The following is a 17,574-nucleotide window of genomic DNA, read 5'->3' on the forward strand; positions in this document are numbered from 1 at the left end:
CGCCCCTGTGCTTGCCGGCCTGCGCCCCCAATACCTACATCGGACGCTGGGTCGGGGTCAATCCCATCCCCGATAGCGTCACCGTTACCTCCAGCGAGGGCGGCCGGGCAACTTCCTTCATAACAAGGATCAGATGAGTGGGAAGGCGATATTGATTGACTGTTTCCATTGGGTGGGTGAGCTGCCAGGGGTTGTACCCCTGCCAGCTCACCCACCGGTTTTCCGTATAAGGTTTTCCTTAGATGGCAAGACAGAAGCTCATGCAATGACAAGGATCATAGACAACCTTTGAGAACAACCACGAGACAAGTGACCTGCCGGGGTCATGTCTTTTGGACACCGAAATTACATTTCATTCACACAAGGGCCATCCATGAATTACATGATGAACACCAACCTATATGAGCCTCTCCACCCCCGCACTCAAATGCGTAGATTCACCCCAGTCGCATTGGCTCTGATGTTCTTGCTTTCCTTTCCCGCTTTCGCTGCCAGCACCTATGAAATTCCAGTGCCCCGCAACGACGCTACGGTGAAAGTAGGATTAGCCCTGACCAATAGCGGCACATCCCCCGCCAACGTGCTACTCCGGGGCTTCTCCAAGGACCCCAGCTCAGGCTCGCGCTTCATCACATCGGTGACTACCTCGATCACGATCCCTCCCCTGGCGCAAGTGTCGAAATTCCTGAGCGAGTATGATACGCGGTTTGAAGGTTTCGTCGGTGGCTGGGTCGAGATCAGTTCCTCGAGTGCTGACCTCCATGCGATGTTTCTGAACTCCCCTACCAACATCCTTGCCTTTGCCGGCTCTTCAGATCCTACGGCAACTGCCACCGATTTTGTTCTTCCTGAGTCCAAGGTGGATCCCTTGGGGGATTTTGAATTCCTGATCATCAATAACAATTCGGTGCGCGCCAATGTGACTCTAGAGTTCATCGATACCGCTTTCTATCAGTTCAACAAAAGCGTGACCCTGGAGCCGCAGGAGGCCCTGGATAGCAAAGTCCAGAGTTTCTTTCCCAAGCTGGTGGATTTTCCGGGCGTGCCGCTGGGCAATGGGTATATGACCGTCCACTCCTCACAGCCTCTCAGCATTTATCAGCAAATATCGAATTCGCGCCTCATGGTTGGTCAGTCCCCGCCCCCACTGACCACCGGATCAACGCGGCTCTTCTTGCCGCAGTTCGTGGCAGGGCCTGGCTGGTTCACAGAGATGAGTTTAGTCAATCCCTCCATATTTCCGTTGGAGGCGACGGTGAGTCTCTTGGGCGAACAGGGGGAGTTAGTGACGAACGGCGTTCAGGCCAACCCTGTAAAGATTATAATCCCCAATCAAGGACAGGTCGTTATCCAAGGCAAAACATTATTCGGCATAACGGGATCTGGATTGGTGGTCGGATCCGTGGAAATTTCATCGCCGAACGGAGCGATCATGGGTTCCGCCGTAGTCGGTGATGCGGTGCAGGGGCAGTTTGCCACGGCCGTTCCCGTTCTCGGCCAGACTTGTATGGAGGCGGTTTTCGCCCAAGTGGCCTCGGGAGATGCAGGAGGGGTTGGCTATTGGACCGGGCTCGCCTTTCAAAACCCCAATACCTCTCCAGCCACCGTGCTGATCACGGTATATTCCTTGGCCGGAGATCTCACGGGACAAGGTTCGTTCACCCTCCCGGCAGGCGGACGAATCTCGAAGCAATTAGTGGAGTTGATTCCTGGATTCGCACCGCAACTGGGCGGGCACATTCATGTGGTGTCGTCCGTCCCAGTCACTATGCTTGAAATCTTCGGAAACGGAAGGCTCGACTTCCTCACCACCGTAACCGCATCGGTGATCCGCTAGCGCCCCGCCCAATCTTGAATGCAAGGAGGGTTCTTGTTGCCTTTTCAACTTTCTAAGGACCAGACCTGAGCACCGATTCACAAACTAGTTGAGACTCTACCGGTGGAAAAAAAGTTTGTCCCTCCTCTCCTCCCGAACTACGCACAATCAAGTGCAATCAGGGAATGTTACTCTAGTACCCTGTGCGCCTCATCCGCCAGATGAGGATTCTCTCAAACCTACCATCCTTTGTATCATATTAGAACACGGGGTACATCTCTAAGTGTTACCTCGTTACACATGACTTACGCGACAAACCCACATCAAAGACCCTTCATGCAATCCCACTAGGGACGAAGATAAGGCCCATCTCCGCGGGTTTCTGCCCTACAATCAAACACGGTCACGCTACCCATCCGGCAATTTAAGATACTGAAATTGCTGTGACTTAGCGGGCAATCGAACCGGTCTTAACCCGCCCTCTCATAGGTCCGCAATCATGAAGGAGGATTGGTTTGATCGTTTTCCATTGCTAATTTTTTTCTCCCGTCTCCTTGAGATTGCCGCCGCATGGAAGGCAAAATGCTAATAAGAAATGTGCGACCAATGCCGCCGAGCAGAGCGAATGTGTAAACGGACGCTTTAAAGAGGGTTTTACTGAGTTCTGATTCCGTTTGAATCTAATGACCGTATCCGAATCCAACATCAAGTTCAAAGAGCGAAGGCTCCCCTTAGACAACCTCCTAGCTGGGAGGGCGCACCATTCGCAGGCAGGAACACCACTGTTCAGGGCCCTTCGTCAGAGTCGATATGCCGCCCTGTTCAGTCTGCTCTCTCTAATGCTGCTTTTGTTTCCTATCCTTTCGACAGCCGACGATTTCCATGTATGCCAGCTCTCCTTGATCCGACAAGCCAGTCCGATCCAGGCAGAGCATTACATTTTACGATCCTCGCACTCTTCTCAGTCCAAAGATGAGGATATTTGTCTTGCTTGCTCGTGGATGACAGTCGAAGGCACAATGCCAACAGCTTTGGTCACACTGCCAGTGCTCCATGCAAGAACGGAGGATCTTGCTCCTCAGCAACTTCCCTTTCCACTGATTCAGACCGATTCATCCAAGCCCGAACGGGCACCTCCGCTTTCCTAAGCCGACCCCCTGCTTCAATTCTGATCTTGTTTCCCTGCTGCTCGTCAGTCGCCAGATTCCTTCATTTTGATCGCGAGGGTCGGGACACGAAATCAATTGAGTAAACCGACGTGGAACAGGTCGCTATTGATGGTCCGCAGACCTCATTTTTTTTGCTGAGGAAGGCTCGAACCGGCGAACAACGATCTGATTTATCTTTTTAAATCCAAGAACAATTGAGGATCTGAACGCTCTCCTATACCCAGCCCTCTCATACAAATCCCCCATGAGTTGAATGCCCACCGACTGAACGGAGGAGATGGCGGTCTCCTCCGTTCTAATAATCCTTCATCTGGCAATCCATTGGGTTTGCAATGATCTCATCATTTTGCGACTGGCTTCGCGTGACCTTATCGATTCAGTACCTCCTGACGATCCTAGTTTGTCGGTTTGCGCCCGTGGTGCATCGCCCAATGATTTGTGGAGTGGACCAAAGTATGTAGGGATCCCCTGCGCATTCGGTTCCAAATGCAAAATTCCTTACCAAGGGACCAAGGAGAGGTCTTCCTATTCTAAGAGTAGATAAAATAACTGACGTCGGGAGTGCAAGATTATCAATTACAGATTTTTCAAATCAACTGGTCTCGATAAGCATACTTCCCTGGGATGCCTAACCTAGAATCGTAAGAGAAAGCTATCCACGATTCCAACTTCATAGTTGTCAAATCAGAGCCAGCTAGAGCTGTATTTGGCATGGGAAGGAGGACGTCGAACCAAGGGGAGATGTTTCATAATGAATCACATGGTATCGCAGTGTTTCAGAATGAAATTTCGAACCCGCCTTGGGATCCAACATTTATAGATATTGCCCTTGTCACGGCCGTTCTCATGTCCATAAAACCTCGTACCTGCTGTTCATCTGACAGAAAGACTCCTTCAATCTCTGTCCAGAATTGGAATTTTTTCAGCCCTGAAGAGAAAAACGTGTGACTCCCCCAAAATAGTTCGTGCTTAATCCAAGATAGTTTGCTAGGATGTGTTCACATCAAAATATTGATGGGGAGGTTCTCCTAGACACCCCCAATAGCTAGAGAAGGTCTTACATCTGAGGGGGACTGCGGGTTGCTGGGTCTACTAACATCCAATTATAAAGAAGTATAGTTCAGTTTCTAGATAGAACTAGAACACTTGTTTGGTCATTGCGGAGCCGCCGTTCCATCTCCACTGTGCCGCGGTGATCGTGTGAATCTCCCTGGCTCTTGATTTGTTTCAGCCTGGAGTTTTTGAATGGATTCACGTCAATCCCCCAACGCGGTCCCCTGGAATCTCATCCTCATTTTCCTGACATTGACGGTCGGCATCTATACCGCCGGTTACCTCTACTACTCCAAGCAACGCGAATACATCAAGAAAGCCGCAGCCGAAGAACTGAAAGTAATTGCCGATTTGAAGATAAGGCAGATTTCCAATTGGCGCGAAGAGCGATTAGCCGATGCCCGCATATTTTACGGGAATCCATTGTTTTCGGAATTTGTGCAACAGTTTCTGAAGAACCCAGGGGACATCAGATCCCGAAAAAGTGTTCAGGACTGGATGTTGCATTTGATGGAGAACCATGATTACCGTAGCATCACGCTTTTGGATGCGCAGGGCTCGCCACGATTGAACAACCTAGAGGGTGCCAAAGAAGTCGACGAGCAAACTCGACAAGGCGCTTTAGAGGCTCTTCGTAAGAATGAAATCATCTTTTCCGACCTCAAGAAAAACAGTAACCTCAACGTCGTCTATATTGATGTCTATGTGCCCATCGTCGCATCCTCCGGGAATGGAGTGGTTTCCTGGGGGATCCTCCTGGCGAGGATCGATGCCCGGAACAGCCTTTTTCCTTTCATTGAATTCTGGCCGACCCCCAGTCCGACATCTGAAACCTTCCTGGTTCGGCGTGATGGTAATGATGTTTTGTTTCTGAACGACCTCCGTCATCGGAGGAACACTGCCCTCACCCTTCGAATTCCCATCAGCAATTCCAGCTTGCCGGCTTCCAAGGCAGTGCGGGGGGTGACAGGATTTGTGGATGGCATTGACTATCGCGGGATCCCGGTGCTCGCTTACATCCAGCAGATCCCCCATTCTTCGTGGAAGCTCATTGCCAAGGTAGACGCCGACGAGGTCTATGCGCCCGTTCGCGAACGCGCCACGTTCCTCCTGATCGTCGTAATCACCCTGACCCTTGGAGCAGGAATGGGTGTGGGTTTCCTCTGGCGACTGCAGCAGGCTGAATTTTATCGCCGGCAATTTGAAGCAGCGTTGGAACGCCAGGCGCTCACCCGGCACTATGAATACCTGACCAAGTATGCGAACGACATTCTGATTCTGGCAGACCTCGAGGGCAACATCATCGAGGTCAATGACCGGGCCGTTGAGGCGTTCGGATATCCCAAGGAGGAACTCTTGCGCCTGAATATCCGAGCATTGCGCGCCCCTGAGGTTCAGTCCGCGAGTGAGGCCATTCAGACCGAGCTGGAGCAACGCGACGGGTTAGTGTTTGAAAGCATCCAGCAGCGAAAGGACGGAAGCACCTTTCCTTCCGAAGTGAGTGCACGGAGTTTTCGCATTGAAGAGAGAAAGTTTTATCAAGCCACCATCCGCGATATCACGGAGCGGAGGCGATCGGAGCAGGCACTGACGCTGCTTTCCAGTGTTGTCGAGCAGACTGCCGATTCGGTCATGATTACCGACAAGGCCGGTGTGATTGAATACGTGAATCCTGCGTTCGAGGGGCAGGTCGGCTTCACGAGAGAGGAGGCCGTGGGTCAGACACCCCGCATCCTCAAGTCGGGGAGACACGACCGGAGGTTCTATGAAGGGTTGTGGAAGACGATTCTCTCGGGGGAAGTCTTCAGGGCAGTAATGATCAATAAGAAGAAGAACGGGGAACTCTATCACGAGGAGGAGACGATCACTCCTATCCGCGATGGCCAGGGGAACATTACGCACTTTGTTTCCACGGCCAGAGACATCACGGAGCGAATTCGAAATCAAGAGAGTCTCGCCCTGCGGCAGGACACATTGCAGTCCGTCTACGATATCGCCATCACCGCGGGCAGCTCGTTCCAGGCGATGTGTGACCAGGCTGTTTCGAGACTGTCCCGGCTCCTGGCCCTCTCCCATGTCATGGTCCATCGTGTGGTGAGCGGGGAGTTCAGGGTGGTCTCGACGAACACCGTGGGAGAGCTTTCTCATGAAAAGACAGACTGCCCCATCGCCTCACTGGCGGCACCCGCTTTGGAGAGAGGGGTGACGTGCCAGTTTAAGAGCTCTTTGAGAGACCGGTTTCCCGGAAATGTATATTTTGACAAATACGACCTTGAGACCTTTGTCGCAGTTCCCATCAAGGACAATGCAGGCGCGACCATCGGCCTAATTATCGGCATGGACTTTGAGCCGCGGAGCTTATCGGAAGAAGAACTCCAGCTGATGGAAATCTTCGCAAGTTATATTGGTCACGAGATAGAGCGGGACCTTCTGCAACTCCAACTCCAGAAGGCGCAGGAAATGAGGATTCTCGGGCAGGTGGCCTCAGGCGTTGCACACGAAGTTCGAAACCCGTTAAGCGCCATCCTTGCGATTATGGAAGCCATTGATCAGGAGCTTGGGGACAATCCGGATTTTAAGATCCATCTTTCGCACTTTCGAACGCAGGTCAGCCGACTGTCCCACCTCATGCAAGACCTGTTGGAGTTGGGAAAACCTATCCCTCCCTCCAGTCTGCAGCCTGCCTCTCTGCTTGAAGTGTGTACCACCGCGGTTGAAGTTTGGAGACAATCCAGCCATGCCGCCAACTTCACTGTCCGCGTCATTGACCTTCCCGAAGACCACAAGTCGTTAGTACTCGCGAACACCGACAAGCTCTTGCAGGTTTTTATTAACCTGTTGGACAACGCCGCCCAGCACAGTCCCCCGGGGAGTGAGATAAACATCAGGATGAGCAGACTGAGCGACTCCGGCCTCCGAGTGGCCATCATCGATTCGGGATCAGGAATTCCACCGGAAAACCTGAAGCGGATTCTTGAACCCTTTTTCACGACCAGAAAGGGAGGGACAGGATTGGGTCTGAGCATTGTCAAGCACATCGTAGAACTCCACGGGGGAGCGCTGTCCATACGAAACAATACTCCTCCTCCGGGCTGCGCTGTGGAAATTAATCTTCCGGCCATTCAGGACGAACAAACATGAAGCCCGAAATTCTATTGGTCGACGATGATCCGGGAATCCGGTTTGGATTCTCGAGGTATCTTGCAAAATCCGGGTTTGTCATCAAAGAAGCCGAATCCTTGGCCGATGCAAAGGCCTCGATCTCCGTACAAAGATTCGATGCGGTCATCCTCGATATGAACCTCCCTGATGGGAACGGTCTCGATTGGATTCCTGAGATCAGAGAGAACTATCCGACCACTGCCATCATCGTCATCACCGGCGCCGGGGATATATCATCGGCCGTGGAGGCCATGCGGCGAGGAGCTGATAACTTTGTCCCCAAGCCCGTGGGCATGGAAGATCTTGTAGTTTTCCTGCGGAAGAGCCTCGAAGTCGGCGGTATGAGAAGAAGCCAGTTGATTTCCCAGCGTCTGATGAGAAGGGAAAAACCTTACTTTGGTGAAAGTCCGGCGATGAAGAAGGTTCTGGAACTTGCCGGCCTTGCATCGGAAATGAATTCGCCTGTCGTCCTGTTGGGTGAGACAGGAACTGGTAAGGGCGTGTTGGCTCGATGGATACATGCCCATAGCTCTCTGCGAATTGCGCCTTTTGTCGAAGTGGATTGTTCGAATCTGAAGGGTGAATTGTTCGGCAGCGAGCTGTTCGGCCATGCCCGTGGAGCCTTTACCTCCGCTGTGCAGGATCGGGAGGGCCTGATTGAAGTAGCGGACGGCGGAGTCCTCTTCCTGGATGAAATTGGAGAGATCGACCTCGATTCGCAAACCCAATTCCTAAAAGTCATCGAAGAAAAGCAGTACCGAAGGGTTGGCGAGGTCAAAGTCCGAAGGAGCGATTTCCGGCTGATCTGTGCAAGTAACCGCGATCTCCGGGATGAATCCCAGCACGGCCGATTCCGTAAGGATCTCTACTTCCGTGTTTACGTTTTTCCCATTCACCTTCCTCCGTTGCGGGAAAGGCCCGAGGACTTGCCCGGACTGGTCCTCCACTTTCTCAGAGAGATGAGTTTTCATGACACTGAAGCTTCTCCTAAAGTAATACAATCGCTGCAAGCGTACCCGTGGCCCGGAAACATCCGTGAATTGAGAAACGTGCTGGAAAGGGCTGCCCTCCTAGCTCGACGAGAACCTCTGTCCATCGATCATTTCTCTGGACTCTTCTCAACTCAAAGCCAAAACAATTCGGGCGGAGAAAGGTCAGCCTGGGTGCCTGAAAATGAGAAGATGTCAGTATCTGAGAATCAAAATCTCGATTCCGAAGGAGGTGCCATTATGGCAGATGGAATCCTCCAGGCGCTAAAGAAAAGGCCTGAAGGAATGACCCGAAGCCAGATTTCGGCGCTCTTCGGACATCACAAGTCTGCAAGGGAGGTCTCCTATTCACTTAACTTGCTGTTGGAGAAAGGGTTGGCTTCCCAAGAAAGGGGGCAGACTGGTGGCAGACCAGTTGAGCGGTGGTTTGCAGGTGGCCGGAACGGTGAGAAATAGAAACAGGCGTGCGGGAATTGCCTCACCCTTTGGATAATCTGGGCTTGTAAAGTCGCCTTCTTCAGCTTATTCCGCAATATCTTGATTCGCCCATAACGGTCCACGTCATCAAATTCTCCCAGTTAAGCGAACCCTGCTTCGTAGAAGACATCATTTTACACTTCCCACCATCAGTTAACCAAGATGTTGAATCATTCACTCTAAATACCTGAATATAAATATTCTGTTATTGCTTGACCCATCAATCTAATCCTACTTAACACTGGCCATCCATCTCCCAATAATGTCCAATAATAAGAACCTAGTTCTATTTTGAAACTTTCTGTTGGGAATGGCGAATCTCGTGCTCTTACTTCGGTGGGATCGATGGTGTGGAGGGGGGAGAGAATCGAGGAAGCCAAAGGAACTAGCGGACTTTCCAATGCTTTGAAAGGATCGCAGAGATCGTTCCTGAAGAGGTGCTTTCAACTTCTTTCGCAGTTTAGGTCATTTAGAAGAAGTGATCATGTTCGTAACTGTGCTTGTAAGTCCATTTATTTCTGAATATGCTTTCAGGAACTTGCGAATCACGGGCGTTTGGATGTTCGGGTAGCCAAGGCGCCAAGGCATTTACTTTACAAAGAGAGGTCAGAGGCGATGGCGATTAGCATACCCATAATTGAGAGAGCGGAAGGACAGAGGACCCCAATGATTCTGCTCGTCGATGACGAACCCGGAATCCGATTTGGTTTTTCACGTTATCTCTCGAACACCGGCTTTGTGGTTCGTGAAGCAACTTGTTTGACGGAAGCGATGGAAGCTCTCTCAAAGGAGCCATTCAACGCCATAATATTGGATATTAACCTTCCAGATGGGAGTGGGCTTGACTGGATCGCCAGCTTGAGAAGGAACCATCCGGACATGACCATTGTTGTGATCACTGGGTCAGGCGAGGGCGGGCTTGCAATTGAATCAATACTTCGTGGCGCAGACGAGTTTCTTCGTAAACCAGTCAGCATGGAAGATTTAACTGTTTCCTTACGACGGAGTCTTCTTCAAGAAATCTGATACTTCAAGGTGGTCCGGTGATGTCGGACTGAAGGCCAACAGACGATCCCTTTACGAATAAACCAGCGGCAGGTGCGGGTTCTGCCTTTTTCACAACAAACTGGATCAGGTTTCTACGCTTATTTCGCTATTTTCGCAATGGGAGTGCCTTCGTGTTATGGAGCTTTAAGAAAGCCTGAAATGCCAACAGGACGGATCCCGCTCCTATTCTCTCCTTAAAGACTTTGATTCACCTGCCCGCCCCACAACCCTGAACGACAATTAGAGTACCCAACCCAACGCTCTCACAACATCTTAGACGATCGCGGCTCATTCGTAAGGAATCCCCCACACGGCTATCGATTCCTCCCGGGCGGGTCAGGAGCTCGTTGGTGGCGAATCCAGGACGAGAACCTCCGTTTGGCACAACACATGCAAAAAACCATAGAGACTCAATGGAAGACACTTATTTTCCAGGAAGGAGGCCCCTGATGCCTGACGAAAGATTCGAAGCGACTACAATGTATGGGAACCCGCTCACTCTTGTCGGTCCGGAGTTGAAGGTCGGGGACAGGGCGCCTGATTTCTCAATGCGCGATCTGGATCTGCAGCATTTTACTTTGAATGATACACGAAGGAAAATCCGGTTGTTCAGTGTGGTGATTTCGCTGGATACCCCCGTGTGTGATGCACAATCAAGAAGGTTCGACTTGGAGGCCGCAGGGTTAGGCGAGAACGTAGAGGTCATCACGGTCAGTTGCGACTTGCCTTTTGCCCAAAAGCGGTGGTGTGCTGGGGCGGGGGTCAAGAGGATGACGGTGCTGTCCGATTACTTCAATCACTCTTTTTCGAAATCTTACGGAGTTCTGATTAAGGAATTGCAGCTTGATAGCCGGGCAATCTTTGTTGTCGATGCCCAGGACACGATTCGGTATGTGGAATACGTTCCCGAAATCGGCGAGCACCCCGACTACGACAAAGCTGTTGGTACAGCGAGGGCCTTGGCAGATTTAATCGCAAAATCACGCGCAGTAGGGTATCCCTAAGACTCACCAGGGCCGGCTGAAACCAATCAAAGACCATTAACCTGCTGGATGCTTCAAGCCACCCCCTCCCGCGACACATCATCTGGAGAATTCGATTGACCTACTCTCCATGGCGCAAAGCTTGGTAATCCCAGCATTTAAACAGTCGTCTGTCCTTAGCTCATTTGAGAAAAAGAAATACCCTCTTCCCTATATTTCCTTCTTAGTCCCATCACCCTATTTAGCTAGAAGAAAGACCCCTAATGACAATTCGCATACCCTCCATTCTGAAACAGGGGGGCGCTCGTATGATTCAAACTGAAACACATGTAACCCCAGCCCAACAAGTCCACTAAAACCATAACGTTCACGATATCAGCCAAATAACAGAATAATCCATTCTGGCAAAGCAGTTGCTAATAGACTTGCGTCCCCGAATTAGCAGGAGACAAATTCGGATAGGCGCTAGCTAGGGCTTGACCTAGCTGCGAAGAAGCATCCGCTTCAGAAAGACAGGAATCGTGTGCTTATTGGCAAGGCAAACGAGGAACGACCAATTCCGGACCTGCTTGATTCCCCCACCCGACCACGCCGGTGAAGGGAGTACGGGTAGCAATCTTCCGTGCTGAGGCATCGCGTGAATGCCCCCTTAGAGGGGCAAATCCCAAAAGAAGAAGAGTAATAAAAATCAAAAAGGAGAGAAGGAGAGGAAAATGAGCGAACGAAACTTTTTTCTGCCGTGGAATGCGTCCAAGGCGCGACTCAAGGCAGCGGAAGATGCACGGAAGAACCGGTTAGAAATTGTTAAGGCATACTCCCAGGGTCAGGTCAGCCGGCGAGACCTCCTGAAGTGGGGCCTCATCACGACCGGGGGCGCGTTGGCACCGATCGGTGGCCTGAGCCCTTTCGTCAGGCCGATGTACGCCGACGGCGGCGGAAGCAGCAGCATCCCGACAGGTGCACCGCCGAGCCCAGGGCTGGTCGGCTTGGATTTCACTCAGGCCATGCCCCGTTTCGATGTGTTGCAGCGGAACCCGGTTTCCTCGCTGTATCCCACGCCCACCGCGCTGTCGAATCAAACGTTACAGGCTGTGGACCCCGCGTTGGGTGGAGGCTACGGTCCCATCGAGGGCCGTCCCCCGGGAGCCATATGGGCGCATCAGCGGTTTGATATGTTCCCGCCGCAAGTGGCCGTGGAAGCTTCACAGATGGGTGCCACGACCAACTCAGTGTATAACCCAAGGGTTCCTTCGAGTCTCAATTCCGGCATCGATCCGACCCAATCCATTCCCTTGAAGTTCCACCCCGCGCTGCCGACCCAGTCGCCGCTGAACGTGTGGACTTTCAATGGAACGATCCCGCCCAAGCTGGTTCAAGCACGTTACGGTGAGCCAGTGCTTTTCCGGCACCACAACAGACTTCCCGCTGATGTTACCCAGAACGCGGGTTTCGGGCGGAACACGATCAGCACCCATGAACACAACGGGCATCACGGCGCTGAGAACGACGGTTTCACAGGCGCCTACTTCTTCCCGGGCCAGTTCTACGACTATCACTGGCCGATCGTTCTCGCCGGACACGACACCATGAACGTCAACGCCACTGATCCTCGAGCTGGAAGTCCGGACGGCAGCGGCGGCATCAATAAGGTCCCAGGCGACTGGCACGAGACCATGAGCACACACTGGTTCCATGACCACATGTTCAGCTTTACCTCCCAGAACGTGTACAAGGGCAACGCGGCGATGTTCAATATCTACAGCGCCCTGGATCGTGGGAACGAGTCAATCAACGACGGCGTCAACCTCCGCCTTCCCAGCGGCACGAGAGATGACTGGGGAAATCTCGATTACGACGTGAACCTGCTGCTGTCGGAGAAAGCTTGGGATTCCGCCGGGCAACTTTACTTCGACATCTTCGACTTTGACGGGTTCCTCGGCGACGTCATGACCGTGAACCTCGCCTACAAGCCGTATTTCGAAGTGGAGCGTCGCAAGTACCGTTTCCGCATCCTCAATGCCAGCGTCTCCCGCTTCTTCAAGGTCGCACTGAGCGACGGCTCCGTGATGATTCAGATCGCCAACGACGGCAACCTGTTCCCGCACCCCGTGCCACTCACGCAGTTAGACGAGCAGGGCATCGCCGAGCGGTATGACATCGTCATCGACTTCTCCCGCTACAGCATCGGGCAGAAGGTTTGGATGGTGAACCTGTGCGAGCACCAGAACGGGAAAAAGCCGTCCAAGGACCTCTCTATCAGCGACGCCTTGGCTGGTAAGTCCTCCGATCCTTGCGTGGGAAAATTCCTGGAGTTCCGAATTGTCCGGAACCCGGCGCAGCCCGATCAGAGCCAAGTGCCGGCGACCATGATTCCGAACCCGGATCTGTCAAGCATCCCGGTGTCCCGTGAGCGAGTATTTGAGTTCGGCAGTGGCGCCTCACAGCCCATAACCGATCCGACCACCTCGATGTCGGGCGTACCCTGGGGCGTCAAGACAGACGGCGGGTCAATGCTCAACGCCAGCTTCGGCCGTATTTCGGCAGCGCCTAAGTATGGTACTCGCGAAATCTGGACCCTGAAGAACGGTGGCGGTGGCTGGGATCACCCCATCCACATCCACTTTGAAGAAGGCCAGATCCTTGCCCGCAACGGCAGCCTCAGCAACGTGCCGTCGTGGGAGCGGGGCCGCAAGGACGTCTACCGCCTGCGTCCAGCCGGTAGCGTCACCCTCACGATGCAGTTCCGTGATTGGGGTGGAATGTTCATGGAGCACTGCCACAACACTGTGCACGAGGACAATGCCATGCTGGTGCGGTGGGAGATCGATGACGGAGGGACCCCATTCCTGAGGCCGCTCCCGACCCCGGTCCCGACGCCGCAGGGTGTGACGTTCATCGCGCCGGAAGACATCGCCCCGACCGCCTTCTAACTTGGCGCCAGGAGCGACACAACAAGCCGGCGGGCCGCCCACGAGGACGGCTCGCCGGCTCTTCTCCGAGAATCGAACGAGAACGGAATAGAGGTCTGAAGTCAAAAGCAATGGTTCTTATTTTTCGGAAGATCGGCCTTGAAAGCAGCTCGTGAAGGAACTGGATACCGCTGAGCGGAATTTAGAAAGAGCTGAACTTGAGGAGAATTCAACTATGAGCCGCAAAATTGTGAGAATGTTCCTGCTTGGCATATTGATCTTCAGCATGCCCTTATTAATTCAGTCCCAAGGCACTGCCGTGAATTCCTCCGCACAGGAGAACGATCTCCAGTACAGTTGCCCGATGCACCCCGACGTCAAGTCAAAGGGACCGGGCACGTGCCCCAAATGCGGGATGACTCTAAAGAAGGAATCTCACGCTCACGCCACCGCTGCGCCCAGCGGCACACGCTGGGGAGCAGACTACTTTCCGAACGTCCCGCTGATCACGCAGGACGGAAAGACCGTTCATTTCTACGACGATTTGCTCAAGGGCAAGCTCGTGGCGATCGACCTTATCTACACTCACTGCAAAGATGCCTGCCCGCTCGAAACCGCGCGCCTGGCCCAAGTACAGAGAATGCTGGGCGACCGTGTCGGGAAAGACATCTTCTTCTATTCCATCAGTATCGATCCCAAGCAAGATACGCCAGCGGTGCTCAAGGCCTATGCGGAGAAATTTCACGTTGGACCCGGCTGGACCTTGAACCGCGATGGTCATACCCCCAGCCTCATGATCGGCAACGTCCCCGCCGGGCAGTGGATGATGAACTCCGCTTTGGACAACCCCCGGTTCCTCTCCTTGATGATCGGCCAACTGATGGACAGTTGGAAGGACCATAAGGTGGAAGCTGTGAAGAATTACGCCGAAGTGCCCTCGCTCACCATCAACAGTGGACAGTATCTGTTCGCGACCCGCTGCTCCGCTTGCCACAGCATCGGCCACGGCGCCAGCGTCGGCCCTGATCTGCAGGGCGTGACCACTGTGCGCAACCGCGCGTGGCTCACGCGATTCATCACTGTGCCCGACCAGATGCTGACCGAGAAGGACCCCATCGCCACAGCACTCTACAAACAGTACAACCAGGTGCAGATGCCCAACCTTCATCTGAACCAAGCAGAAGTGAATGACATCTTGGGCTACCTGGAGACTCAAACCGTCTCCTCCCATGCGAGCACCTCGGTTGGAGGGAAAGCAGGAGAAGCGAGAATGGAATCGGGAGTCATGATGCGGTGATCGGGCCCGCCCGGCAGCTGGGAAGTCTGATGCCAGCGGCGGGATTGGTCTGGTTCAGCGGTTGGTTTGCGCGGGTTGAACTGGACTGTGGGAAATGATACTGAATGGGAGTTGGAGCTGCAGTTCCACGCGGCCTGCCTGGATTGATAATCACAGAATGAGTCCATTCTGCAGGTTGATCACAGGAGGGTAGTGGAGAGAGATCACAGACTCCAACGGACTGGCGAGGGAGAGATGGTCAGCGTACAACATTCTAACATTGGCCAACGCGCGCGAATGGCCGGAGCGAATGCCTTGTTGCTGCTTCTGACTCTCGCCGTCCCCCCCCAGGCCGCGAATGCGATGCTCTATATTTCGAAAGATATGGGGTCGGCTTACGATCACGTTCGAAAGGGACTGCACTCTTGGGTCTCCTATCGAGTCCTGCGCCGGGATCGATGACACGGCCGATTCTCTGATCAAGCGTTTCCCGTGTCACCGATGGTGGTTGAGTTCCTGCGCGGAGTTGATGAACGAAAGAGTACTCGGGTTTAACAAATACACTTGAGGGGGAAAGTCATGGGAGAGGGATTGTTACAACCGATGCATTTGCTGGTCATCATAGGGATCGCCTTTTTTGTCTTCGGTCCCAAGAAGATTCCTGAACTCGGCCGAGGCCTGGGAGAAGGGATCCGCGGTTTTAAACAGGCGCTCAGTGGGAATTTCGAAGTTGCCGAGCAGAAGGCCATCGAAGCGCCCAAGCATTCAGAAAATCAATAGGGCGCACACACGATCCTGCCTGAGCACCTCCGTCCGAATGGACCGAAGTCCCCCTGGCTTTCGGATAAAATTCCGGACGGAGGGCGTTCGGGCAGACTTGGTGAGGGTCCCGCCATCGAGGAAACGCATCGCCATGCCGGCCAGCCCTCAGCTTCGTGTCCGCGCGCAGTGCTTGTAGGAAGGGGACCTCAGCTCGATCACCTTTGATGAGGAAACGAAGCGTTGCTGCTTTGCCTCTGACCCGATCGAAGAAACGTGTTCACAGAGCAGACGTGAGCTCTTCCTCCGACCCAACCTCACCCCGCACGCTCGGGCGAGGCTGTCGCCGATTTCAGGGCGACGATGTCGGACGATTTGAATTGTTGTCCTGACAAATGGCGTGAGATGAGGGAACAGGTCATGGTTTAGATTTCCTTCTTTCATCCACAGCCCCTGCCCGCAGAAAAACCTGTCAAATTCTTCTTTGCATATTCCGCCCAATCCGTAGAAAATGTGCATAAAGGAAGCCCTATGATGACGCTCAAGTTCTCGCTCCTGATCTCTCTGTTAATCTCATCCGCTTATCCTTCGTTGTGCCAGACCACGATTTCCGATCCCGGCACCAAGCGGATTTGCGATGGGGTGAAGGATGTCGCATTGCCCGCCCAGGATCGTCCCAGCCCGGAGGAAGCAAAGGCGCTGACGAATTGCGTGTCAGAAGACCTTTACTTCGGTTTCGGGCAACCCGTCGATCTAGCGAAAGCTCGCCAGTGTGCTTATCTCGAAATGGAAAGAGACAACAAGAACCTTCCATTCGCAGGCAGGGCGATTCTGATGATGGTTTATGCGAATGGGAAGGGCGCGTCCCGGAACTTTGATGTCGCGATCAAGCTGGGATGTGAAATGAGTGGTGCACCTAACGATGTCGCCGGCAATGTGCATCAACTCGCACGTTTCAAAGAAGGACACTGGAGCGGAGACAATTTCAGCGTTTGTGATCACAGCTCCGGACGATACATGTATTTGCAGTGTGCCATTCTCCAAGACCGATTTGACAAGCCGGAGCGTGACAAAAGGCTGAATGCGATGGTGTCCCAGTGGAATGCGCAGGACCGACAGGCATTCCAGCCGCTGCAACTGGCGGCGGAGAGGTTCTTCAACACCCACGCCAGCCAGGAAGCAGACCTCGAAGCGACGATTGAAGTTCATGAAAAGGCCTTCCTGGAGAGGGGCTTCAGTTCGATGCTCGAACAGTGCGAGCGCGGCGAATTGCCCAGGTTCACAGCTGAGCAATTCGGCCAGGCCGATGCGGCTTTGGGTACTGTGTACTCCAAGATTCAGACAGGGACTGTTCAACGTTGGGGGACGGTGACTGTCGAAGGCATTAGGACCGCTCAGCAGGCGTGGATTTCCTATCAGGACGCCTGGGTCACCTTTGGGAAGCAGAAATATCCCGGCGTCAGCACTGAAAGTTGGAAGACGTGGCTCATACAACAGCGCGTCGAGATGCTGGACTTCTTTCTGCATTGAGCCGCGGGATTCCAGCTTAACGCGGATAGGAGAAAGTCAGACCTGCGAATCAGCGTGAATTGCTACCCCCTCTAATTCAAGCTAATTCAGCTCCCCGCCATCCTTCCACAGACCTTAGAGCTCTCTAACCTCCATTCCGATCCATGATTAGTGGTTGGAGGATGAACCCTCCTTCACAAAAGAAAGCGGGTGGGAGATGCGCATGAGTTAACATCCTTTAGCGCTTCTCCCACCCGAGGAGGAGGGAAGATCAAAACCCACAAAGACTCATCTGATCCTTGTTATGAAGGAAGTTGCCCGGCCGCCCTCGCTGGAGGTAACGGTGACGCTATCGGGGATGGGATTGACCCCGACCCAGCGTCCGATGTAGGTATTGGGGGCGCAGGCCGGCAAGCACAGGGGCG

10 protein-coding genes are annotated in these 17,574 nt (G+C 53.3%); all 10 read left to right on the forward strand.

Annotated features, from left to right (window positions below):
• The first annotated feature begins 385 nt into the window (after positions 1–385).
• Positions 386–1,837: a hypothetical protein gene (locus LAO21_22700; protein ID MBZ5555526.1), complete on the forward strand. Its 1,452-nt coding sequence runs from the start codon at positions 386–388 to the stop codon at positions 1,835–1,837.
• Positions 1,838–4,230: 2,393 nt separating this feature from the next.
• Positions 4,231–7,179, forward strand: coding sequence for a PAS domain S-box protein (locus LAO21_22705; protein ID MBZ5555527.1), 2,949 nt, complete (start codon positions 4,231–4,233; stop codon positions 7,177–7,179).
• A complete protein-coding gene (locus tag LAO21_22710) occupies positions 7,176–8,645 on the forward strand; it encodes a sigma 54-interacting transcriptional regulator (protein ID MBZ5555528.1) in 1,470 nt (489 codons plus the stop codon). Before LAO21_22705 ends, LAO21_22710 begins: the two co-directional genes overlap by 4 nt.
• Positions 8,646–9,332: 687 nt before the next feature.
• Positions 9,333–9,692 carry a response regulator gene (locus LAO21_22715; protein MBZ5555529.1) on the forward strand — a complete coding sequence of 120 codons (360 nt, stop codon included), beginning with the start codon at positions 9,333–9,335 and terminating at the stop codon, positions 9,690–9,692.
• Positions 9,693–10,162: 470 nt separating this feature from the next.
• Positions 10,163–10,717 carry a thiol peroxidase gene (tpx, locus tag LAO21_22720; GenBank protein ID MBZ5555530.1) on the forward strand — a complete coding sequence of 185 codons (555 nt, stop codon included), beginning with the start codon at positions 10,163–10,165 and terminating at the stop codon, positions 10,715–10,717.
• A gap of 692 nt (positions 10,718–11,409) precedes the next feature.
• On the forward strand, positions 11,410–13,626 hold the full coding sequence (locus LAO21_22725) for a multicopper oxidase domain-containing protein (protein MBZ5555531.1): 2,217 nt from the start codon (positions 11,410–11,412) through the stop codon (positions 13,624–13,626).
• 214 nt (positions 13,627–13,840) lie between these two features.
• Positions 13,841–14,902, forward strand: a complete 1,062-nt coding sequence (locus LAO21_22730) for an SCO family protein (protein MBZ5555532.1) — start codon at positions 13,841–13,843, stop codon at positions 14,900–14,902.
• Between the two features lie 276 nt (positions 14,903–15,178).
• Positions 15,179–15,343, forward strand: a complete 165-nt coding sequence (locus LAO21_22735) for a hypothetical protein (protein ID MBZ5555533.1) — start codon at positions 15,179–15,181, stop codon at positions 15,341–15,343.
• 117 nt (positions 15,344–15,460) lie between these two features.
• Positions 15,461–15,661 carry a twin-arginine translocase TatA/TatE family subunit gene (locus tag LAO21_22740; protein ID MBZ5555534.1) on the forward strand — a complete coding sequence of 67 codons (201 nt, stop codon included), beginning with the start codon at positions 15,461–15,463 and terminating at the stop codon, positions 15,659–15,661.
• A 510-nt stretch (positions 15,662–16,171) separates the two neighbouring features.
• The gene (locus LAO21_22745; GenBank protein ID MBZ5555535.1) at positions 16,172–17,170 is read left to right on the forward strand and encodes a DUF1311 domain-containing protein; all 999 of its coding nucleotides are present in this window, start codon (positions 16,172–16,174) and stop codon (positions 17,168–17,170) included.
• Positions 17,171–17,574: the final 404 nt, after the last annotated feature.

It is taken from the genome of Terriglobia bacterium (assembly GCA_020073085.1).
Taxonomy (GTDB): domain Bacteria; phylum Acidobacteriota; class Terriglobia; order JAIQFV01; family JAIQFV01; genus JAIQFV01.

Coding starts and splice junctions, on each gene's coding strand:
- LAO21_22710 (MBZ5555528.1), top strand. CDS start 7,176: ATGAAGCCCGAAATTCTATTGGTCGACGATGATCCGGGAATCCGGTTT.
- LAO21_22700 (MBZ5555526.1), top strand. CDS start 386: ATGAACACCAACCTATATGAGCCTCTCCACCCCCGCACTCAAATGCGT.
- LAO21_22730 (MBZ5555532.1), top strand. CDS start 13,841: ATGAGCCGCAAAATTGTGAGAATGTTCCTGCTTGGCATATTGATCTTC.
- LAO21_22735 (MBZ5555533.1), top strand. CDS start 15,179: ATGGCCGGAGCGAATGCCTTGTTGCTGCTTCTGACTCTCGCCGTCCCC.
- LAO21_22745 (MBZ5555535.1), top strand. CDS start 16,172: ATGATGACGCTCAAGTTCTCGCTCCTGATCTCTCTGTTAATCTCATCC.
- LAO21_22705 (MBZ5555527.1), top strand. CDS start 4,231: ATGGATTCACGTCAATCCCCCAACGCGGTCCCCTGGAATCTCATCCTC.
- LAO21_22740 (MBZ5555534.1), top strand. CDS start 15,461: ATGGGAGAGGGATTGTTACAACCGATGCATTTGCTGGTCATCATAGGG.
- LAO21_22715 (MBZ5555529.1), top strand. CDS start 9,333: ATGATTCTGCTCGTCGATGACGAACCCGGAATCCGATTTGGTTTTTCA.
- LAO21_22725 (MBZ5555531.1), top strand. CDS start 11,410: ATGAGCGAACGAAACTTTTTTCTGCCGTGGAATGCGTCCAAGGCGCGA.
- tpx (MBZ5555530.1), top strand. CDS start 10,163: ATGCCTGACGAAAGATTCGAAGCGACTACAATGTATGGGAACCCGCTC.